General features: G+C 56.7%; 22 protein-coding genes. 9 read left to right on the top strand and 13 right to left on the bottom strand.

Going from position 1 to position 20,134, the window contains the following annotated elements:
• Positions 1–459 precede the first annotated feature (459 nt).
• Positions 460–951: a YajQ family cyclic di-GMP-binding protein gene (locus AC6I8D_RS04385; RefSeq protein ID WP_003852530.1), complete on the bottom strand. Its 492-nt coding sequence runs from the start codon at positions 949–951 to the stop codon at positions 460–462.
• A 135-nt stretch (positions 952–1,086) separates the two neighbouring features.
• On the opposite strand from AC6I8D_RS04385, the gene panE reads away from it, so the two are divergent.
• Positions 1,087–2,007 carry a 2-dehydropantoate 2-reductase gene (gene panE / locus AC6I8D_RS04380; protein ID WP_497819694.1) on the top strand — a complete coding sequence of 307 codons (921 nt, stop codon included), beginning with the start codon at positions 1,087–1,089 and terminating at the stop codon, positions 2,005–2,007.
• Positions 1,961–2,557 carry a protein deglycase YajL gene (gene yajL / locus AC6I8D_RS04375; protein ID WP_312053391.1) on the top strand — a complete coding sequence of 199 codons (597 nt, stop codon included), beginning with the start codon at positions 1,961–1,963 and terminating at the stop codon, positions 2,555–2,557. The genes panE and yajL overlap by 47 nt, the downstream gene beginning before the upstream one ends.
• A 66-nt stretch (positions 2,558–2,623) precedes the next feature.
• On the opposite strand, the gene thiI is transcribed toward yajL, so the two are convergent.
• Positions 2,624–4,072, bottom strand: coding sequence for a tRNA uracil 4-sulfurtransferase ThiI (gene thiI, locus AC6I8D_RS04370; protein ID WP_497819693.1), 1,449 nt, complete (start codon positions 4,070–4,072; stop codon positions 2,624–2,626).
• Between the two features lie 232 nt (positions 4,073–4,304).
• Between thiI and xseB the strand changes: the two genes are divergently transcribed.
• From xseB to AC6I8D_RS04350, 4 genes are all read left to right on the top strand, one after another.
• A complete protein-coding gene (gene xseB, locus AC6I8D_RS04365) occupies positions 4,305–4,547 on the top strand; it encodes an exodeoxyribonuclease VII small subunit (protein WP_031374685.1) in 243 nt (80 codons plus the stop codon).
• Positions 4,547–5,446: a (2E,6E)-farnesyl diphosphate synthase gene (gene ispA / locus AC6I8D_RS04360; protein WP_312758290.1), complete on the top strand. Its 900-nt coding sequence runs from the start codon at positions 4,547–4,549 to the stop codon at positions 5,444–5,446. Before xseB ends, ispA begins: the two co-directional genes overlap by 1 nt.
• A 19-nt stretch (positions 5,447–5,465) precedes the next feature.
• Positions 5,466–7,331: a 1-deoxy-D-xylulose-5-phosphate synthase gene (dxs, locus tag AC6I8D_RS04355; protein WP_312053384.1), complete on the top strand. Its 1,866-nt coding sequence runs from the start codon at positions 5,466–5,468 to the stop codon at positions 7,329–7,331.
• Positions 7,332–7,420: 89 nt separating this feature from the next.
• On the top strand, positions 7,421–8,395 hold the full coding sequence (locus tag AC6I8D_RS04350) for an aldo/keto reductase (protein WP_312053382.1): 975 nt from the start codon (positions 7,421–7,423) through the stop codon (positions 8,393–8,395).
• Positions 8,396–8,471: 76 nt separating this feature from the next.
• Here AC6I8D_RS04350 and pgpA read toward each other — a convergent pair whose 3' ends face one another.
• The 6 genes from pgpA to nrdR all read right to left on the bottom strand — a co-directional run bounded on the left by pgpA (position 8,472) and on the right by nrdR (position 12,546).
• Positions 8,472–8,966 (bottom strand): phosphatidylglycerophosphatase A, encoded by a 495-nt coding sequence (gene pgpA / locus AC6I8D_RS04345; protein ID WP_312053735.1) that lies wholly within the window; start codon positions 8,964–8,966, stop codon positions 8,472–8,474.
• Positions 8,956–9,933: a thiamine-phosphate kinase gene (thiL, locus tag AC6I8D_RS04340; RefSeq protein WP_497819692.1), complete on the bottom strand. Its 978-nt coding sequence runs from the start codon at positions 9,931–9,933 to the stop codon at positions 8,956–8,958. The genes pgpA and thiL overlap by 11 nt, the downstream gene beginning before the upstream one ends.
• 55 nt (positions 9,934–9,988) lie before the next feature.
• On the bottom strand, positions 9,989–10,408 hold the full coding sequence (gene nusB / locus AC6I8D_RS04335; RefSeq protein WP_094120174.1) for a transcription antitermination factor NusB: 420 nt from the start codon (positions 10,406–10,408) through the stop codon (positions 9,989–9,991).
• 19 nt (positions 10,409–10,427) lie between these two features.
• Complete coding sequence (gene ribH, locus AC6I8D_RS04330) at positions 10,428–10,898, bottom strand: 6,7-dimethyl-8-ribityllumazine synthase (protein WP_031374691.1); 471 nt, start codon at positions 10,896–10,898, stop codon at positions 10,428–10,430.
• 91 nt (positions 10,899–10,989) lie between these two features.
• Positions 10,990–12,093, bottom strand: coding sequence for a bifunctional diaminohydroxyphosphoribosylaminopyrimidine deaminase/5-amino-6-(5-phosphoribosylamino)uracil reductase RibD (ribD, locus tag AC6I8D_RS04325; protein ID WP_497819691.1), 1,104 nt, complete (start codon positions 12,091–12,093; stop codon positions 10,990–10,992).
• A 3-nt stretch (positions 12,094–12,096) separates the two neighbouring features.
• Positions 12,097–12,546, bottom strand: a complete 450-nt coding sequence (gene nrdR, locus AC6I8D_RS04320) for a transcriptional regulator NrdR (RefSeq protein WP_009091750.1) — start codon at positions 12,544–12,546, stop codon at positions 12,097–12,099.
• A gap of 186 nt (positions 12,547–12,732) precedes the next feature.
• On the opposite strand from nrdR, the gene lysM reads away from it, so the two are divergent.
• Both lysM and AC6I8D_RS04310 read left to right on the top strand, forming a co-directional pair.
• On the top strand, positions 12,733–13,170 hold the full coding sequence (gene lysM / locus AC6I8D_RS04315) for a peptidoglycan-binding protein LysM (RefSeq protein WP_497819690.1): 438 nt from the start codon (positions 12,733–12,735) through the stop codon (positions 13,168–13,170).
• Between the two features lie 17 nt (positions 13,171–13,187).
• Positions 13,188–13,757: a SadB/YajI family lipoprotein gene (locus AC6I8D_RS04310; RefSeq protein ID WP_312057646.1), complete on the top strand. Its 570-nt coding sequence runs from the start codon at positions 13,188–13,190 to the stop codon at positions 13,755–13,757.
• A gap of 59 nt (positions 13,758–13,816) precedes the next feature.
• On the opposite strand, the gene secF is transcribed toward AC6I8D_RS04310, so the two are convergent.
• The 5 genes from secF to queA form a co-directional block, all read right to left on the bottom strand.
• Complete coding sequence (gene secF / locus AC6I8D_RS04305) at positions 13,817–14,785, bottom strand: protein translocase subunit SecF (protein WP_031374694.1); 969 nt, start codon at positions 14,783–14,785, stop codon at positions 13,817–13,819.
• 10 nt (positions 14,786–14,795) lie between these two features.
• Entirely contained in the window at positions 14,796–16,643 is a 1,848-nt protein-coding gene (gene secD / locus AC6I8D_RS04300) for a protein translocase subunit SecD (RefSeq protein WP_312758297.1), read from the bottom strand.
• A 25-nt stretch (positions 16,644–16,668) separates the two neighbouring features.
• The gene (gene yajC, locus AC6I8D_RS04295) at positions 16,669–17,001 is read right to left on the bottom strand and encodes a preprotein translocase subunit YajC (protein ID WP_031374695.1); all 333 of its coding nucleotides are present in this window, start codon (positions 16,999–17,001) and stop codon (positions 16,669–16,671) included.
• Positions 17,001–18,149, bottom strand: a complete 1,149-nt coding sequence (tgt, locus tag AC6I8D_RS04290) for a tRNA guanosine(34) transglycosylase Tgt (protein WP_031374696.1) — start codon at positions 18,147–18,149, stop codon at positions 17,001–17,003. Before tgt ends, yajC begins: the two co-directional genes overlap by 1 nt.
• A gap of 75 nt (positions 18,150–18,224) precedes the next feature.
• Positions 18,225–19,295, bottom strand: coding sequence for a tRNA preQ1(34) S-adenosylmethionine ribosyltransferase-isomerase QueA (queA, locus tag AC6I8D_RS04285; protein WP_031374697.1), 1,071 nt, complete (start codon positions 19,293–19,295; stop codon positions 18,225–18,227).
• Positions 19,296–19,398: 103 nt separating this feature from the next.
• On the opposite strand from queA, the gene AC6I8D_RS04280 reads away from it, so the two are divergent.
• Positions 19,399–19,980, top strand: coding sequence for an acyl carrier protein phosphodiesterase (locus AC6I8D_RS04280; RefSeq protein WP_312057254.1), 582 nt, complete (start codon positions 19,399–19,401; stop codon positions 19,978–19,980).
• Positions 19,981–20,134: the final 154 nt, after the last annotated feature.

Here is a 20,134-nt window from a genome sequence, read left to right as displayed (position 1 = left end):
AGCTTTTGAATTGCTGCCAGGAGCAACCGCATTTAAATTTGTGAGTAGCCTCAACCCCAGTTTAATCCTGGCTCCAGAAAGTTCATAACTTAAGCAATATTGGTCAACCCCCACTCAACAGCTTCAAACCCGGCACAAGCCTTACTTACAGACGACTCATAAATGGAAAGCGATGGGAGCCTGTGCCTGTAGCAAAGCATCGCGGGCCAGGGACAAAAACGCCGGGAGCGTTTTTGAACAACGCAACGTGTTGGCCCGGCTACGGGCGCACCTCAGGGATGAGGTGCGTAATCGCCCGCGCTGAGCCGCCATGGATGGCGCTTTTGCGTCTTTGCGAAAGGCACAGGCTCCCTGAGCCAGCGCGCGATCGCACAGACGACCTCTCGCTCAACAACAAAAAACCGGCCTTAGCCGGTTTTTTTCACTACCTTCAGGCTGAGGAAACGCAGCCTGCCCCGCTTAGTCGCGGAAGTTTTTAAACTGGAACGGCTGCCCCAGATTGCTGCCGCGCACGATCGCCATCGCACCCTGCAAATCATCACGGGCTTTGCCGGTAACACGCAACGCTTCGCCCTGAATCTGAGTCTGCACTTTCAGCTTGCTGTCTTTAATCAGCTTCACCAGCTTCTTCGCCACGTCGCTTTCAATGCCTTTTTTCAGTTTGGCATCGACCGCCCAGCTTTTACCGCTGTGCTCAATCTCTTCCGGCACCTCTAAGGCACCGCCTTCAATTCCGCGCTTCAGCAGCTTCTCACGCAAAATATCGACCAGCTGTTTGACCTGGAAGTCAGACTCGCTGGTGATTTTGATGGTTTCATTCTTTTCGTTGAGCTCAAATTCGGCGCTCACGTTGCGGAAATCAAAGCGGGTAGACACTTCACGGTTGGCATTTTCCACCGCATTGCGAATTTCCTGCAGATCGACTTCTGAAACGATATCGAAAGATGGCATCTCTTCTTCTCCTGACGCTAAAGTGACATGCATAATACGCGTCTTACGGTGCTAAATAAAATCAGGCTGCACACAACGCTATACTTGTTTTGTGACAGTGAAAAATAAATAGATAGCCCGCCAGCGGGAGGCAGTATGAAAATTACCGTGTTAGGTTGCGGCGCTCTGGGTCAGGTGTGGCTCACGGCGCTGGCCCGCCAGGGACACGAAGTTCAGGGGTGGCTGCGGGTGCCACAGCCCTATTGCTCAGCCAACGTCGTCGATCCGCAAGGCAACATTTCAAACCGCACCTTTATTGCTAACGATCCGCTGTTTCTGGCCGAGAGCCAGTTGCTGCTGGTGACACTGAAAGCGCCGCAGGTGTCGCCTGCGGTTAAAAACCTCGAAAGCGTGCTGGCGGAAAACTGCCCGGTGCTGCTGCTGCATAACGGTATGGGCACGCTGGAGGAGCTAAAAGGGCTAACCCAACCGCTGCTGCGCGGTGTCACTACCCATGCAGCGATGCGCGACGGGACGGTAATCAAACACATCGCCAGCGGCATCACCCACATCGGGCCGGGTAACCGTAAAAGCGCCGCTTACAGCGATGTCGCCGACATCCTGCATCACGCCCTGCCCGACGTCGCCTGGCACGACAATATCCGCGCCGCCTGCTGGCGTAAGCTGGCGGTCAACTGCGTCATCAACCCGATGACGGTGGAATATGATTGTCAGAACGGTGCCTTACGCGCTTACGCCGATCAGATCGCGCGGCTGTGTGATGAAATCAGTTGGGTGATGGAGCGTGAAGGTCAGAACGTCGCCAGCGAAAGCCTGCAGGATATTATCTTTGATGTGATTGAAAGCACCGCGGCCAATACCTCGTCGATGCTGCAGGACGTTCGCGCCCAGCGGATGACCGAAATTGATTATATCAGCGGCTTTCTGCTGCGCCGCGCCCGAACCCACGGTTTGGTGCTGACGGAAAACAGCCGGCTGTACGACATTGTTAAACGTAAGGAGTCCTATTATGTCCGCGAACGCATCGGTACTGGTTTGCCTGGCACATGGCAGTGAAGAGACCGAAGCCGTCACCACCATCGATCTGCTGGTGCGGGGTGGACTAAAGGTGGTCACCGCCAGCGTTGAGAGTGATGGCAACCTTGAAATTCGCTGCTCGCGCGGCGTGCGTCTGCTGGCTGATGCCCCGCTGGTTGAAGTAGCCGACAACGATTATGCCGCGATTGTGCTGCCCGGCGGGCTGAAAGGCGCCGAGACGTTTCGCGACAGTCCGTTGCTGGTTGAAACGGTGCGCCAGTATCATCTCAACGACAAAATCGTGGCGGCCATCTGTGCCGCAGCCGGCACGGTGCTGGTGCCACACGACCTGTTTCCGGTTGGCAACATGACGGGCTTCCCCGGATTGAAACAGACAATACCTGAAGAAAAATGGATGGAACGGCGGGTCGTCTGGGATCCACGGGTGAAGCTGCTGACCAGTCAGGGTCCCGGTACGGCAATGGATTTCGCCCTGAAGCTGATCGATCTGCTGGTGGGAAAAGAGAAAGCGCGCGAGGTGGCCGCACAGCTGGTGCTGGCACCGGGCATTTACGATTATCAGGCCTGATAATACTGAAGGCGACCCGTCAGGAGCGTGCTGGTCCTGACGGATCGTGTTACCGGCGCCGAAGGACTACGGACGGTAAACTTTGACGTTCTTATAGCCCTGCTCGTGCAGGTAGAGCGCCTGCAAACGACTCATCACGCCGCGATCGCAGTAAAGCAACCAGGTACGGTTCTGGTCGAGATCGCCAAAATGGCTGCTGAGCTTATAAAACGGCAGCGATTTGACTTCGGTGGCACTGAGCTTTAACGGGTTCTCTTCCTGCTCATCGATCGCCCGAATATCCAGCACGATGTCGTTATCGCCCAGCGAGGCCACGGTTTCGACTTCCACTACCTCTTCTTCAGTCTGTTCGGCGATGGTACGAATATCGACATTGGTTGCTTCTTCCACCACCCGATTAAGAATATCGAAATCGAAATTCTGCTCTTCGGCCTCAATTTTCGCCTTAACTGCTTTCACCGTCGGGCTTTTTGAGATCACGCCGCAATATTCCGGCATGGTGCTGGCAAAATCTTCGGTGCCGATCTCACGCGCCACCTTGATGATGTGTTCTTTATCATGCGAGATCAGCGGACGCAGAATCAGGGTATCCGAGGCGTTATCGATCAGGCGCAGGTTGGTCAGCGTCTGGCTGGAGACCTGGCCAACCGCTTCACCGGTCACCAGCGCCTGTACGCCGTAGCGCTCAGCAATCATTGAGGCAGCACGCACCATCATGCGTTTCAGCACCACGCCCATCTGGCCGTCATCGACTTTTTCGAGGATTTCACCTACTACCGGCTCGAAGTTAATCGCCACGAAGCGAACGCGGTGCGAACGGCCGAAGCGATTCCACAGATAATGTGCGACCTGACGGACGCCAATTTCATGCGCTGCGCCACCCAGATTAAAGAAGCAGTAGTGCACGCGGCTGCCGCGACGCAGCAGCATGTAGCTGGAGACGCCGGAGTCGAAGCCGCCGGAAATTAGCGACAGCACATCTTCCTGGGTGCCGATTGGGAATCCGCCCAGCCCTTCGTAACGCGCCGTCACCAGCGTCAGACGGTTCTCTTCCACTTCAAGATTCACCGTCACGTCCGGATTCTTAAGCTGTACCCGGGCGCTCTCGATGTGCTGGTTCAGCCCGCCACCGACGTACCGTTCCACATCCTGCGAACTGAAGCTATGCTTACCGCGACGTTTAACGCGGACGCAGAAGCTCTTTCCTTCCAGGCTGTCGCGATACTGGGCTAAAGTCTGTTCAAAGATGTGATGAATATCGGTGTACTCACGATCTTCAACGGCTAAAACGTGATGGATCCCCGGAATGCGCGTCAGCTCATCAGGAATAATCTCCCCGAGCGCCGGATTTTTCGAACGCACTTCAATGTGATCCCAGTAACGCACTACCGCGATCTCATCACTGACCGTCTTCAGGACGTTGCGGATATTGCTGGCAAGAATCTTAATAAAGCGCAAACGCACCGACGGACTCTTGATGGTGATTTCAGGAAATAACTTGATGATAAACTTCATGGCGACACAGCTTCGTTGGGCAAATAAGTGCTAAAACAGGCTGCACTTAGCTGGTAAAATCACAAAATTGCGGGCTGCATGGCGCAACCGCATCCGAGGCGCAGGAGTATATCACCTTTGTCAGGTGACTGCTTCTTCAACAGCCGCCGCATTGATTATTTTGCTAATCATTTGGTCTCAGCTACCATGACCGATTGCAGGATAATGTCCCAACCGTGAGTCGATCCGAAATATGCCGAAAAAAGCCGAACAGCCAGCCAGCTTTGAAACGTCATTGCAGCAGCTGGAACAGATAGTCAGCCGTCTGGAAAGTGGTGAACTGCCGTTGGAAGAGGCGTTAAATGAGTTTGAACGGGGCGTGCAGCTGGCGCGTACCGGTCAGCAAACGTTGCAACAGGCTGAACAGCGTGTGCGCATTTTGCTGAGCGATGATAAAGATGCCGACCTCACCTCTTTTACCCCGGAAAACGACTAATGGATTTTGCCCAGATGCTCAACGGGTATCACCAGCAGGTGAATGCCGCGTTGACGCGCTTTATAGAGCCACTCCCTTTTCAGAGTTCTCCTCTGGTTAATGCCATGCATTATGGGGCATTATTAGGCGGTAAACGTCTGCGCCCTTTTCTGGTTTATGCCACCGGCGAAATGCTCCATGCCGACCCGGCGAGTCTGGATGCGCCCGCTGCGGCGGTTGAATGCATCCACGCGTACTCCCTGATTCATGACGATCTCCCTGCAATGGACGACGACGCACTGCGTCGCGGTCAGCCGACCTGCCACATTAAATATGGCGAAGATACCGCGATACTGGCTGGCGATGCACTACAGACGCTGGCCTTCTCGATTCTGACCGATGAGCCGATGCCCGGCGTCAGCGCGGAATATCGGCTGATGATGCTGTCGGAACTGGCGCGGGCCAGCGGCGTGGCGGGTATGTGTGGCGGCCAGGCGCTGGATCTGGCGGCAGAAGGTCAGTCGGTCGATCTGCTGCAGCTGGAGCAGATTCATCGCCATAAAACCGGCGCACTGATTCGGGCCGCGGTGCGGCTGGGTGCGCTGGCGGCGGGTGAAGCAGGTCGTGCAGCATTACCGGCACTTGACCGCTATGCTGATGCTATCGGGCTCGCCTTTCAGGTGCAGGACGATATTCTGGATGTGGTGGGCGATACCGCGATTATCGGAAAACGTCAGGGTGCCGACCAGCATCTCGGCAAAAGCACCTATCCTTCACTGTTAGGATTAGAACAGGCCCGTGCCAAAGCGCGGGATTTGTATCAGGAAGCCCTTGATGCATTAGAAATTCTCGCAGCGCAATCTTATAACACCACAGCATTGCAGGCGCTGGCGAGCTTCATAATTGAACGCGACAAATAACTTCCATAATGAGTCTCTGATGAGTTTTGATATTGCGAAATACCCGACACTGGCGCTGGCAAATACGGTTCAGGAGCTGCGCGCCCTGCCGAAAGAGAAGCTGCCGGCGCTCTGTGATGAACTGCGTCAGTACCTGTTAGACAGTGTGAGTCGCTCCAGTGGCCACTTTGCATCGGGTTTGGGCGTGGTCGAACTGACGGTTGCGCTTCATTATGTCTATAACACCCCGTTCGATCATCTGGTGTGGGATGTCGGCCATCAGGCTTATCCGCATAAAATTCTGACCGGTCGTCGCGATCGCATCGGCACCATTCGCCAGAAAAATGGCGTGCATCCTTTTCCGTGGCGCGGCGAAAGCGAATATGACGTGCTGAGCGTCGGCCACTCATCGACCTCGATCAGCGCCGGTCTCGGCATGGCGGCGGCGGCAGAGCGTGAAGGCCTCGGTCGTCGCACCGCCTGTATTATCGGCGATGGCGCGATCACCGCCGGTATGGCGTTTGAAGCGATGAACCACGCGGGCGATATCAAACCTGACATGCTGGTGATCCTGAATGATAACGAGATGTCGATTTCAGAGAACGTCGGCGCGTTAAACAACCGGCTGGCGCAGATCCTGTCGGGCAAAACCTATGCGCGCCTGCGCGAAGGCGGTAAGCGGGTGCTGACCGGCCTGCCGCCGATTAAAGAGCTGGTGCGCCGCACCGAAGAGCATCTGAAAGGCATGGTGGTGCCGGGTACGCTGTTTGAAGAGCTGGGCTTCAATTACATTGGTCCGGTCGACGGCCATGACGTGCTGACGCTGGTCAATACCCTGAGCAACATGCGTAGCCTGAAAGGGCCGCAGTTCCTGCACATCATGACCAAAAAAGGCAAAGGCTACGCCCCGGCGGAAGAAGATCCGATCGCCTGGCATGCGGTGCCAAAATTCGATCCCGCCAGCGGTGAACTGCCTAAAAGCGCAGAAGGCCTGCCGAGCTACTCAAAAATCTTCGGCAACTGGCTGTGCGAGATGGCAGCTGACGATCCGAAACTGATGGCGATTACCCCGGCGATGCGCGAAGGTTCCGGCATGGTCGGCTTCTCACGCGAATATCCCAACCAGTATTTTGACGTGGCGATCGCCGAGCAGCATGCGGTGACCTTTGCGGCCGGGATGGCGATTGGCGGTTACAAACCGATCGTCGCCATCTACTCTACTTTCCTGCAGCGCGCCTACGATCAGCTGATTCACGACGTGGCTATCCAGAAACTGCCGGTGCTGTTTGCTATCGATCGCGGCGGCATTGTTGGCGCGGACGGCCAGACCCATCAGGGCGCGTTTGATCTGGCGTATCTGCGCTGTGTGCCGGATATGGTGATCATGACGCCAAGTGATGAGAACGAATGCCGACAGATGCTCTACACCGGCTACCACTATCAGGATGGCCCGAGCGCGGTACGCTATCCGCGTGGCACCGGCATCGGCACGCCGCTGGCACCGCTGCAAAGTCTGCCGCTGGGCAAAGGCGTGGTGAAGCGTCAGGGCGAAAAACTGGCGATCCTTAACTTCGGTACGCTGTTACCCGAGGCCGCGGCGGCGGCGGAAGCGCTCAATGCCACGCTGGTGGATATGCGCTTCGTTAAGCCGCTGGATGAGGCGCTGATTGCTGAGCTTTCGACCCGTCACGAGGCGTTAATCACGCTGGAAGAAGGGGCGATCAAAGGCGGCGCGGGCAGCGGCGTCAACGAACTGGTGATGGCGAAACGTCTGCGCATTCCGGTACTGAATATCGGCCTGCCCGACGAGTTTATCCCGCAGGGTACGCAGGACGAAATCCGTCATGACTATCTGCTGGACGCCGAAGGCATTCAGCAACAGATCGCCAGCTGGCTGGCACAGTAACCTCCCTTCCCTGCGCTCCTCTCGGGGAGCGCAGCCCCTGCTATGCTTATTCTCTGCTAAAAATCATGCGCTATGCCGCGGGAGTCATTATGAAAACCATTCAACTGGGTAATACCGATCTGCAGGTTTCACGTCTCTGTCTCGGCTGTATGACCTATGGTGAGCCGACGCGCGGAAATCACGCCTGGACGCTGCCGGAAGCCAGCAGCCGCCCGCTGATTCAGCAGGCGCTGAATGCCGGCATCAACTTTTTTGACACCGCCAACAGCTATTCCGATGGCAGCAGTGAAGAGATCCTCGGTCGGGCGCTGAAAGATTTTGCCCGTCGCGACGAGGTGGTAGTTGCCACCAAAGTTTACTTCCCGCTGAGTAACCTGTCGCAGGGCCTGTCGCGCCAGAATATCCTGCAATCAATTGATGACAGCCTGCAACGCCTTGGCATGGAGTATGTCGACCTGCTGCAGATCCACCGCTGGGATTACGACACGCCGCTGGAAGAGACGCTGGAAGCGCTGCACGACGTGGTGCAGGCCGGTAAAGCGCGCTATATCGGTGCCTCATCGATGCATGCCAGCCAGTTTGCCCAGGCATTAACCCTGCAGAAGCAACAGGGCTGGCATCGCTTCGTCAGCATGCAGGATCAGTACAACCTGATCCAGCGTGAAGAGGAACGTGAAATGCATCCACTCTGCCTGCAGGAACAGATTGCGGTACTGCCGTGGAGCCCGCTGGCGCGCGGTAAGCTAACCCGTCCGTGGGGCGAAACCACGGCACGATCGACCTCGGATAAGGTGATGGCGTCGCTGTATGCCAATACCGAAGAGAACGATGCGGCGATTGCGCAACGTCTGGCGCAGGTGGCTGAGGATAAAGGCGTCACCCGGGCGCAGGTCGCCCTGGCCTGGCTGCTGAGTAAACCCGCCGTGACCGCCCCGATTATTGGTGCCTCACGGGCTGAGCAGTTCGATGATTTGGTCAGGGCGGTAGATGTGACGCTGAGTGAGGCTGAGATTGCTACGCTGGAAGAGGTCTATCAACCGCATCAGGCGGTCGGATTCGAATAAACGCTGACGCCCGCACCTTAACCGAGGAGTTAAGGTGCGCGCCGCTAACGGCATCCGATGCCGGATGCCGGCAGTATTAGCTGGCCAGCCAGCTACCGATGCCGTACAGCATCGCGGCGGCAATCACGCCGGCAATAATATCGTCGACCATGATGCCCATGCCGCCATGCACGTTGCGATCGAACCAGCGTATCGGCCAGGGTTTCCACATATCCAGAATGCGGAACAGCACAAAGCCGCCCAGCACCCACTGCCAGCTGTTGACCGGGATCGCCATCAGGGTGATCCACATGCCAATAAACTCATCCCAGACAATACTGCCGTGATCGTGAACGCCCATATCTTTGGCGGTACGGTGACAGAGATAGACGCCGACGCAGATCCCCACCAGCACCACCAGCGAATAGAGATCCTGGGGCAGATGCGTCATCAGCCACCAGAAGGGGATCGCCGCCAGCGAGCCCATGGTACCCGGAACCACCGGGCTGAGTCCGCTGCCGAAACCGGTTGCCAGCAGATGCCAGGGATTGCTCATCCGCAGGCGGCCTTTTGCCACGTCGTTATTTAATATCAAAGTGATCAAACCCTTTATGGCGGAACGTCGCTGGCTTGCCGTTTTCAAGCAGCATCAGCCCTTCTGACTCCGGTGCGATCTGACCAATGCAGGTATAAGGCACGCCAAGGTGGCCGAGCGCTACGTCCAGCGCGCCGCGGTTTACCTCGGGTACGGTGAAGCAGAGTTCATAATCTTCGCCGCCGCTCAGCGCCCAGCGTAAAACCTGCTCGGGTTCGAAGTGATCGCGTAGCGCGGCGGAAAGCGGTAACGCGTCGAGGTTAAGGCGCGCACCACAGCCGCTGGCTTTCAGCACATGGCCGAGATCAGAGATCAAACCGTCTGAGAGGTCGACCGCCGAGGTGGCCAGAGAACGCAACGCCTGTCCCTGCAGAATGCGCGGCATCGGCCGCAGATGGCGCTTAATCAGCGCTTCATGCACCGCCGGATCGCTGATGCGGCAGTGATGTTGCAGCAGCGCCAGACCGGCCGCACTGTCACCCAGCGTGCCGGTAACGTAGATCCAGTCACCCGGTTTTGCCCCTGAACGTTTCAGGGCGCGGCCCTGCGGCACCAGGCCGTGGATCGCCAGCGTCAGGCTCAGCGGACCACGGGTGGTATCGCCGCCCACCAGCTGCATATCGTAATATTCCAGCAGCTCGAACAGGCTGGTGCTAAAGGCAGCGAGCCAGCTCTCATCGACCTGTGGCAGGGTTAAGGCCAGCGTCAGCCACGCCGGATCGGCGCCCATGGCAGCAAGATCGCTGAGGTTAACCGCCAGCGCTTTGTAGCCTAAATCGGCAGGATGGATATCCCGTAAGAAATGCACACCCGCGACCAGGGTATCGGTACTGATCGCCAGCGTCTGTTTTTCCGGCACGCTAAGTAACGCACAATCATCGCCGATGCCAAGTTCAACATCACGACGGCTGCGCGTTCTGCGGTTGAAGTAGCGTGCGATGAGTTCGAATTCACCACAAGACATAATTACGTTCCGCTTAACCCTTAATGAAAAAAGGCCGGCAAGCCGGCCTTTTTATTTATTTGCGATGGGGTCGAATCTGTGGACCGGCTTTATCCAGCACGCCGTTAACAAATTTATGACTGTCTTCAGCGCCGAACACTTTCGCCAGCTCAATCCCTTCGTTGATGGCCACTTTATACGGCACATCATCGCGTTTGCTCAGCTCATACAGCGAGATACGCAGGATAGCTTTCTCGACCTGGCCCAGCTCTTCGAGCTGACGCGACAGGTAAGGCTTCATCAGTCCATCCAGATACGCACTGTTGGTCGCCACACCGGACAGCAGTTCGCGGAAATAGCTAATGTCGACGTCTTTGACGTCTTGTTCCGCCAGAAACTGGTATTCCACATCGGCAATGTCGTTGTTGGACAACTGCCAGGAGTAAAGCGCCTGAACAGCGCACTCACGGGCGCGACGACGAGCAGCAGGTTTCACAAAATTCCCCTTACAAAAATCAGGCTTTGATGGCTTTCAATACGTTGATCATTTCGAGCGCGGTCAGGGCCGCTTCGGCACCTTTATTACCGGCTTTGGTGCCAGCACGCTCAATGGCCTGCTCGATATTTTCGGTGGTCAGCACGCCGAACGCGACAGGAATCTCGCTGTTCATGGCAACGCTGGCGATACCGGAGCTGGCTTCACCGGCCACATATTCGAAGTGAGCAGTGCCACCACGAATTACCGTGCCCAGTGCAATAACGGCGTCATATTTGCTGGTGTTTGCCAGTGCGCGCGCTGCCAGCGGCAGTTCATACGCACCCGGAACCCAGACTACGGTGATATTGTCATCTTTGACCTGGCCAATACGTTTCAGGGCATCAACTGCACCATCCAGCAGGCTGTCATTAATGAAGTTGTTAAAACGCGCAATAACGATGGCGACATTGGCCTCAGGCGTTGCAACAGCAGCTTCGATAACTTTCATACTTATCCTTTCAGGGGGTTTGTTTGGCCCCGCGCAGGGGGGCGGATTCTATCATACTCTTCGGCGGCGTGCTCTCGCTTTTCCGTCCGTGTTATTGCGGCGTCAGGGTCAGGCGTAAATCCTCGCCGACCTGGCGAACGTCGCGGAAAATCAGGCCCGGCGCATCAGCCAGACGATCAAGGCCCGGTAGCTGGCACAGGCCACGTCCCTGGTCGCCAAGTAATTTCGGTGCCAGATAGACAATCAGTTCATCGACCAGTCCGGCCTGCAACAGCGCGCCCGCCAGGCTGGCTCCCGCTTCGACCCAGACGCTGTTTACCTGACGCTGGCCCAGCAGCATCATCATCGCTACCAGATCCAGCTGCTGCTCGCGCAGCGGCACGGCGATCTGACTGACGCGCTCTGGCCAGTGCTGCTGATCGGGTTGATGACGCATCAGCCAGGTTTCACCCGGCTGGTCAATGATGCGATGCTGCGGCGTCACGCGGTTCTGGCTGTCAATAATCACCCGCAGCGGCTGCCGCAGTTGCTGTTGATCGAGTAACGCCTGAGTCTCCGGGGTGAGTTCGGACCAGCGCACCGTCAGCGACGGATCGTCAGCCAGCACCGTGGCGCTGCTGCTGAGGATTGCGGCACTTTGCGCCCGCAACCGCTGCACATCGCGACGGGCGGCCGCCGAGGTGATCCACTGGCTTTCGCCATTCGCCATCGCGGTGCGGCCATCGAGGGAGGCACCCAGCTTAAGCTGGATCCACGGAAAACCGGTGCGCATCCGTTTCAGGAAACCGCGGTTCAGGGCTTCCGCTTCTTCCATCATCAGACCGTGGCTGACCGCAATCCCGGCCTGATGCAGGCGGTGTAAGCCGCGACCGGCAACCTGCGGATTGGGGTCCTGCATTGCGGCGACCACCCGGCTCACGCCCGCAGCTATCAGCGCGTCGCTGCAGGGCGGCGTACGTCCATGATGGCTGCACGGCTCCAGCGTGACATAGGCGGTGGCGCCACGCGCTTTGTCACCGGCCATTCGCAGCGCATGCACTTCCGCGTGCGGTTCGCCGGCGCGCTGATGCCAGCCCTCACCCACTACCTGATCGTCACGGACAATCACACAGCCGACGTTCGGATTGGGCATGGTGGTAAAACGGCCGCGGCGCGCCAGTTCCAGCGCGCGCGCCATATAGACTTCATCGCTCATGGCTTAATCCTGTAACCGGGCGATCTCTTCGCCAAAATCACGAATATCTTCGAAGCTGCGGTAAACCGAGGCGAACCGGATATAGGCGACTTTATCGAGCTTTTTCAGCTCGTCCATCACCAGATTACCAATCAGTTTACTGGGAATTTCGCGTTCACCCGTGGCGCGCAACTGGGTTTTAATGTGGTTCACCGCACTCTCGACCGCGTCAGCACTCACCGGACGCTTCTCAAGCGCTTTCATCATCCCGCTGGCCATTTTGTCTTCATTGAAAGGTTCACGCACGTCATTACTTTTTACCACGCGCGGCATCACCAGCTCCGCTACTTCGAAGGTGGTAAAGCGTTCATGACACATCAGACACTGGCGCCGGCGTCGCACCGACGATCCTTCACTAACCAGACGAGAATCAATCACTTTGGTGTCCACAGCGGAGCAGAATGGGCAATGCATGACGTTTCCTGACGCGAGATAGATGGGCCTGACAGTGTAGCGCGAACTGCCGGTCAACAAAATCTCTTCCGTGCGGTTGCCTGGTTCGCTTCTCAGCATAATCAGTGGTAAATTTGACCTGCAGCAAAAGGGACTACGCTTAATAAGCTGCACGTTAAATATTTTACCTAACACATCGGAGGTTTTATGGGCTTGTTTAATTTCGTCAAAGAAGCGGGTGAGAAGTTGTGGGATGCCGTGAACGGCGGCGACGACCCAAGTAAAAAATTGCAGGAGCACATTAAAAAGCTGGGATTGCCTGACAGTAACAAAGTCGACGTCAAAGTGAACGGCGATACCGTCACAGTAAGCGGTGATGGCCTGTCACAGGAACTGAAAGAGAAGATTCTGATCGCCGCCGGTAACGTTGCCGGTATCACCAAAGTCGAAGACAAGGTGACAACCAGCGACAGCGCCACCGAGTCTGAACTTTACACCGTCAAAAAAGGCGACACTCTCAGCGCTATCTCGAAGCAGGTTTACGGAAATCCTAACGAATACAACAAGATTTTCGAAGCCAACAAACCTATGCTGTCGCATCCTGATAAGATCTATCCTGGCCAGGTTTTACGCATTCCAAAATAACCGACAAGGATAAACTTATGATCAGGACGGTTTGGGCGCCAGCAGCAGTTTCGCTGGCGTTACTGAGCGGTTGTAGTACTTCCGCGACCAACCCACAGGTTAAGCAGCTGCATCAGGAAGTGAGCCAGCTCAATCAGCAGATGCAACACTTAACCACCCAGGCCAGCGCGCTGGAGATACAGGGGCAGCTGAACAGCCATTCCGCCAACGGCGCATGGCTGGTGCCGCAGGCGAATACCCCGGTTGCCTTGCAGACCCAGCTCGGTACGCTGCGACTGACGTTGTCGCCGGTGATCGCCGAAGCCAGTGGATCGCGGACCACGCTGTCAATCCGCGCGATGGGCGATCAGCCGTTGCCTGCCCTGCATGCGACGGTGATCTGGGGCGAACTCGACCCGGCGACCGGCAAACCGCTCAACAGTGATAGCCTGAGTCAGACCATCGCCGTGCCCGCCTCGCTGTTAGCGCAACATACGGTCGAGGTTCCACTGCGGCTAAGTGGCCTGACGCCGGATCAGCTCGGGTTTATCCGGGTGCACGATGTCACCGCTGACGCACCGGCGCAAACCGTTCCTGCCGCGCCTTAACCGGCGCATAAAAAAACGGGCTGCCATCACTGGCAGCCCGTTTTATCATTCCGCCGCGCTTACGGCAGGATAGAAGGCTGATCGGCGCCCTCTTTCTCAACTTTCTGCACCAGCATATGTTCACGCTTCATGCCCAGCTTCAGCGCCAGCGCCGAAGAGACATAAATTGATGAAATCGTACCGATGGTCACACCGATCAACATGGTCAGTGAGAAGCCTTTCAGCAACGCGCCACCAAAGATGAACAGGATCAGGATCATCGCCAGCGTGGTCAGTGAGGTAATCAGGGTACGGCTTAACGTCTGGGTCAGCGACACGTTGGTAATGTCGTAAGAGCTGCCGCGGCGAATCTTGCGGAAGTTCTCACGAATACGGTCGGAAACCACAATTTTATCGTTAAGCGAGTAGCCAATCACCGACATCAGCGAGGCGACAATCGTCAGGTCGATCTCAATCCGGAACAGCGCCAGCAGTCCGCAGGTGATGATGACGTCATGCGCCAGCGCCAGCACGGTGCCCAGCGCCAGACGCCACTCAAAGCGGAAACCGATATAGATCAGAATCGCAATCAGCGCCGACAGCAGTGCCATCGCCCCCGCCTGCGCCAGATCGCTGCCGACGCTCGGGCCGACAAACTCAATGCGCTTAACGGTCGCGTTCTGCTGGGTGGTCTGGTTGATTACCGATACCACTTTGTTACCTAACTCGGTGCCCGCCGGGCCGCTGACCGGTGCCATGCGCACCATCACGTCACGGCTGCTGCCGAAGTTTTGTACCAGCGGCTCGTCGAAGCCCGCTTTTACCAGATCGCCACGCAGCGTATCGAGGTCGGCCGGTTTTTCCAGCGCGATCTCAATCACCGTACCGCCGGTGAAATCGAGACCCCAGTTGAAGCCACGAATGCCGACAATCGCAATCGCGGCTACGATCAGCAGCCCCGAAATGATGAAGGCCAGCTTATCCCAGCGCATAAAGTCGACGACTTTACGCCCGTGGTTCAACTGCTCAATGTTATATTCCTGTGCCACAACGCACTCCTCAGATAGACAGCTTGTTGATGCGTTTGCCACCGTAAACCAGGTTAACAATGGCACGGGTACCGACGATCGCGGTGAACATTGAGGTCGCGATACCAATTGCGGTAGTAATCGCAAAGCCTTTGATCGAACCGGTGCCGACCGCATAAAGAATGATGACTTTGATTAGGGTGGTCACGTTCGCATCGACAATACTGGAGAAGGCGCCTTTATAGCCTTCATGAATTGCCTGCTGAACCGAGCGCCCGTTACGCAGCTCTTCTTTAATACGTTCGTTAATCAGTACGTTAGCATCGACTGCTACCGCCAGCGTTAACACAATACCGGCAATACCCGGCATGGTCAGGGTCGCACCAGGCAGCAGTGACATGACGCCGACGATCAGCACCAGGTTCACCAGCAGCGCACTGGTCGCAATCAGACCAAACTTCTTGTAGAACACCACCATAAACAGGATCGACGCAAGCAGGCCCCACAGGCAGGCTTCCAGACCCTGGGTAATGTTCTGCTGACCCATGGTCGGACCGATAGTGCGCTCTTCCACAATCTGGATAGGCGCAATCAACGCACCGGCACGCAGCAGCAGCGACAGCTGACGCGCTTCGTTCGGGTTGTTGATACCGGTGATGCGGAAGCTGTTCCCCAGACGAGACTGGATGTTGGCGACGTTAATCACCTCTTCCTGTTTCACCAGAATTGAACGGCCATTGGCATCTTTCTTACCGCTGTCTTTGTACTCCACAAACAGGGTCGCCATCGGCTTGCCGATGTTGTCCTTGGTGAAGTTCGACATGATGTTACCGCCCGCGCCATCCAGTGAAATGTTCACCTGTGGCTGGTTGTACTCATCCATGCTGGAGGTCGAGTCGGTGATGTGGTCACCGGTCAGGATCACCCGCTTGTAGAGCACCACCGGCTGGCCGTCACGCATATCTTTGACTTCAGAGTCACCCGGCACCCGGCCACTGGCCGCCGCGGTAGGATCAACGCTGGTATTCACCAGACGGAATTCCAGCGTCGCGGTCGCACCCAGAATCTCTTTGGCGCGTGCAGTGTCCTGAATCCCTGGCAGCTCAACCACAATGCGATCGGAACCCTGACGCTGTACCAGTGGTTCGGCCACGCCCAGCTGGTTCACACGGTTACGCAGAATCGTGATGTTCTGCTGAACCGCATATTCACGCGCTTCGCTCAGGCGCGCATCGCTCATGGTGGCGCGCAGCGCATCGCTGCCGCTGCTGTTGATCACCAGATCCTGATGACGGGAGGTCAGCCAGGAGACGGCAGCATCGCGGCTGGCGGCGTCACGGAAACGAATTTCCACCCCGTAGTTCGCGATTTTGTTGACGTTGGTATAAGGAATATTTTTGGTGCGCAGGTCGCTACGCAGCGTATCGGCATTCTGCTCCTGCAGCTTGCCTAAGGCGGTATCCATGTCCACTTCCATCAGGAAGTGCACGCCGCCACGCAGATCGAGACCGAGTTTCATCGGTTCCGCTGACAGCATCGTCAGCCAGCGTGGCGTGGCTGGTGCCAGGTTCAGCGCCACAACGTAGTCTTCGCCCAGCGCTTTCATGATCGCTTCACGGGCGCGTAACTGCACATCGGTGTTAGCGAAACGCGCGGTAATGGCGCCATTTTCCAGCGCAACGGATTTGCTCTGGATATTGTCTTGTTTTAATGCGGACTGAATGTGATCCAACGTCTGCTCACTGGCGGCGCTTCCGCGCGCGCCAGTGATTTGAACGGCCGGATCCTCACCATACAGGTTGGGAAGCGCATACAGCAGGCCGACGAGAATCACGACGACCAGCATCACATACTTCCACAAAGGATAACGATTTAACACGGCAGTTCCCTTAGGGAAGATAGAATTACAGCGCCTTCATAGTACCTTTCGGCAGGACGGCAGCGACGAAATCACGTTTAATGACCACTTCATTGGTCTCATTCAGCGCGATAGAAACGTAGCCAGTGTCAGACACTTTTGTTACGCGACCTACCAGGCCACCGCTGGTCAGCACTTCATCGCCCTTTGAGATGGAATCCATCAGCTTCTTGTGCTCTTTCGCACGTTTCTGCTGCGGACGCAGGATCATGAAATAGAAAATCAGACCAAACACCACCAGCATGATCACCAGAGAATACGGACTTCCCTGCGACGGTGCGCCTGCTGCGGCCACGGCGTCAGAAATGAAAAAGCTCATTAAATTTCCCTCATAGATGAATTATCAGACGTTAAAGGCGGAACTTCTTTGCCCGTCCGTTGGTAGAACTCGTTTACAAAGCGCTCTAATTTACCCTCTTCGATGGCCTGGCGTAAACCTGCCATCAGGCGCTGGTAATAGCGCAGATTGTGAATCGTGTTCAGACGCGCGCCCAGTATTTCGTTACAGCGGTCCAGATGATACAGGTAGGCGCGGCTGTAGTTGCGACAGGTGTAGCAATCACATTCGGCATCCAGTGGCGCGGTGTCATCTTTATATTTGGCGTTGCGGATTTTAACCACACCGTCAGTCACAAACAGATGACCGTTACGCGCGTTACGGGTTGGCATCACGCAATCGAACATATCGACGCCGCGACGGACCCCTTCCACCAGATCTTCAGGTTTGCCGACGCCCATCAGATAGCGTGGTTTATCCTGCGGCAGCTGCGGGCAGACGTGCTCAAGAATACGGTGCATGTCCTGTTTAGGCTCACCCACCGCCAGGCCGCCCACAGCGTACCCATCAAAGCCAATCTCTACCAGACCTTTCACCGACACATCTCGTAAATCTTCGTAAACCGAGCCCTGGATGATGCCGAACAGCGCATTTTTGTTACCGAGGCTGTCAAAACGGTCACGGCTGCGTTTCGCCCAGCGCAGCGACATCTCCATCGAGCGTTTGGCATAGTCCCAGTCCGCCGGGTATGGCGTACATTCGTCGAAGATCATCACGATGTCGGAGCCGAGGTCATACTGAATCTCCATCGACTTTTCAGGGTCGAGGAAAATCGCGTCGCCATTGATGGGGTTACGGAAGTGCACCCCGGCTTCGGTAATTTTGCGGATGTCGCCCAGGCTGAAGACCTGGAAACCACCGGAATCGGTGAGGATTGGTCCTTTCCACTGCATGAAGTCATGCAGGTCGCCGTGCAGTTTCATGATCTCCTGGCCTGGACGCAGCCAGAGATGGAAGGTGTTGCCCAGAATAATCTGCGCCCCGGTCTCCTGCACTTCTTCCGGCGTCATGCCTTTTACCGTGCCGTAGGTACCGACTGGCATAAACGCCGGGGTTTCGACCACGCCGCGATCAAAAATCAGACGGCCACGGCGCGCGCGCCCGTCTGTGGTATCAAGTTCAAATTTCACAAAGCCTCCACCGGAGAAACAGTCCGATGTCTACAACCCTGCGCCAGAAGGCGCGTCAGGTCGTGGGTTAATAAATCAGTCGCCAATCTTTTCCATCGGCGCCTGCGGATTTTTGCTGATAAACATCGCGTCACCATAACTGAAGAAACGATATTGCTCAGCCACGGCAGCGCGGTAGGCCGCCATGGTGTGCTGGTAACCGGCAAACGCCGAGACCAGCATAATCAGGGTAGATTCGGGCAGGTGGAAATTGGTGATCAGCGCATCGATCACCTGGTAGTGGTAGCCCGGATAGATAAAAATCTGGGTATCGTCGAAGAACGGCGCAATCAGCGCATCCTGACTCGCTTTGGCCGCGCTCTCCAGCGAGCGTACCGAGGTGGTCCCGACCGCGACCACTTTGTTGCCGCGCGCTTTACAGGCCAGCACCGCATCCACTACCTCCTGCGGCACTTCCGCATATTCGGCGTGCATGTGGTGTTCTTCGATGTTGTCGACGCGCACCGGCTGGAAAGTGCCCGCCCCGACATGCAGCGTGACGAAGGCCATTTCAACGCCCTTCTCTTTCAGCGCCTGCAACAGCGGCTCATCGAAGTGCAAGCCGGCAGTCGGTGCTGCTACGGCCCCCGGACGGGCGCTGTAAACGGTCTGATAGAGTTCGCGGTCGGCTTCTTCATCAGGGCGATCGATGTACGGTGGCAGCGGCATATGGCCGACGCTGTTCAGGATGTCGAGCACCGCCCGGTCATCGTCAAAGGCGATCTCGAACAGGGCGTCGTGACGCGCCACCATCGTCGCTTTAACGCTCTCATCTTCACCCAGCAACAGCGCTGCGCCCGGCTTGGGTGCTTTTGAGGCGCGCACATGGGCCAGCACGCGCTTGTCGTCGAGCATCCGCTCCACCAGCATTTCGATTTTGCCGCCGCTGGCTTTACGTCCATAGACGCGCGCCGGGATCACGCGGGTGTTGTTGAACACCAGCAGATCGCCTGGATTGAGCTTATCCAGCACGTCGGTGAACACACCGTGCGTCAGTGCGCCGCTGGGACCGTCGAGCGACAGCAGACGACAGCCGCTGCGCTGCGCCTGGGGATAGTGGGCAATCAGGGATTCGGGCAATTCAAAAGCAAAATCGGCGACACGCATGAAAGAGTTCTTTCTCAGGCAAAAACAGGCGGCACAGTTTAGCGGAAAAACGACCAATTCTGAACAACTGGCTGCGCAAAGGCAGTTCAGCCTATAATGCACCATGAACTTTCTTGCTCATCTTCATCTGGCCCAACTGGCTGACAGCTCGCTACTCGGCAATTTAATGGCTGATTTTGTGCGCGGTAACCCGCACCAGCACTGGCCCACGCCGGTGGCTGACGGCATTCTGATGCATCGCCGGCTCGACGTCATGACCGATGCGTTGCCGGAAGTCCGTCGCGCCCGTCAGCTGTTCCGTCCGGAAACCTACCGCGTGGCCCCGATTACCCTTGATGTCATCTGGGACCATTTTCTCGCCCGTCACTGGTCACACTTCACAGCTGATCTGACCCTGACGCAGTTTTCTGCCGCCGCCGAGCGCGAAATCGTGCCGCAGCTGGCGACGACGCCGGAGGAATTTCAGCGGCTGAACGCGGTGATGTGGCGCGAACGCTGGTTTGAGCACTACGCCCAGCCCGCCCGGCTGGAGCGGGTGTTGCACGGCATGGCCGCCCGCCGCCCGCGCCTGGCGGCACTGCGCGACTCTTACCACGACTTCACTGAACATTATGAACAGCTTGAAGCCCTGTTTTTCATTTTTTATCCGCGTTTAATGGCGCAGGCGACGGCCAGAACGCTGTAAAACCCGATCCTCTTCTGTTGGCTGGCAAATGCCAGCCAATTCCGCACAAAAAAGCCGCCTGCCCGCCCCTTGCCCATCTTGCCATCGGGTCTTATCTGCGGCTTAATGAAGCCTTTCTTAACAATAGTTAAGCAAAACACACAGCCAGACCGCC

Source organism: Pantoea sp. X-Soil-MYKO-1785 (assembly GCF_059730675.1).
Note: the sequence above shows the minus strand (reverse complement) of the source record. Positions and strands in the feature narration are given on the sequence as shown.

Bases quoted from the DNA above. Each gene is read 5' to 3' on its own strand.
- ispA (WP_312758290.1), top strand. From the start codon at position 4,547: ATGGATTTTGCCCAGATGCTCAACGGGTATCACCAGCAGGTGAATGCC.
- thiI (WP_497819693.1), bottom strand. From the start codon at position 4,072: ATGAAGTTTATCATCAAGTTATTTCCTGAAATCACCATCAAGAGTCCG.
- queA (WP_031374697.1), bottom strand. From the start codon at position 19,295: ATGCGTGTCGCCGATTTTGCTTTTGAATTGCCCGAATCCCTGATTGCC.
- AC6I8D_RS04350 (WP_312053382.1), top strand. From the start codon at position 7,421: ATGAAAACCATTCAACTGGGTAATACCGATCTGCAGGTTTCACGTCTC.
- yajC (WP_031374695.1), bottom strand. From the start codon at position 17,001: ATGAGCTTTTTCATTTCTGACGCCGTGGCCGCAGCAGGCGCACCGTCG.
- nrdR (WP_009091750.1), bottom strand. From the start codon at position 12,546: ATGCATTGCCCATTCTGCTCCGCTGTGGACACCAAAGTGATTGATTCT.
- AC6I8D_RS04310 (WP_312057646.1), top strand. From the start codon at position 13,188: ATGATCAGGACGGTTTGGGCGCCAGCAGCAGTTTCGCTGGCGTTACTG.
- panE (WP_497819694.1), top strand. From the start codon at position 1,087: ATGAAAATTACCGTGTTAGGTTGCGGCGCTCTGGGTCAGGTGTGGCTC.
- yajL (WP_312053391.1), top strand. From the start codon at position 1,961: ATGTCCGCGAACGCATCGGTACTGGTTTGCCTGGCACATGGCAGTGAA.
- ribH (WP_031374691.1), bottom strand. From the start codon at position 10,898: ATGAAAGTTATCGAAGCTGCTGTTGCAACGCCTGAGGCCAATGTCGCC.
- thiL (WP_497819692.1), bottom strand. From the start codon at position 9,933: ATGTCTTGTGGTGAATTCGAACTCATCGCACGCTACTTCAACCGCAGA.
- AC6I8D_RS04385 (WP_003852530.1), bottom strand. From the start codon at position 951: ATGCCATCTTTCGATATCGTTTCAGAAGTCGATCTGCAGGAAATTCGC.
- dxs (WP_312053384.1), top strand. From the start codon at position 5,466: ATGAGTTTTGATATTGCGAAATACCCGACACTGGCGCTGGCAAATACG.
- AC6I8D_RS04280 (WP_312057254.1), top strand. From the start codon at position 19,399: ATGAACTTTCTTGCTCATCTTCATCTGGCCCAACTGGCTGACAGCTCG.
- xseB (WP_031374685.1), top strand. From the start codon at position 4,305: ATGCCGAAAAAAGCCGAACAGCCAGCCAGCTTTGAAACGTCATTGCAG.
- lysM (WP_497819690.1), top strand. From the start codon at position 12,733: ATGGGCTTGTTTAATTTCGTCAAAGAAGCGGGTGAGAAGTTGTGGGAT.
- ribD (WP_497819691.1), bottom strand. From the start codon at position 12,093: ATGAGCGATGAAGTCTATATGGCGCGCGCGCTGGAACTGGCGCGCCGC.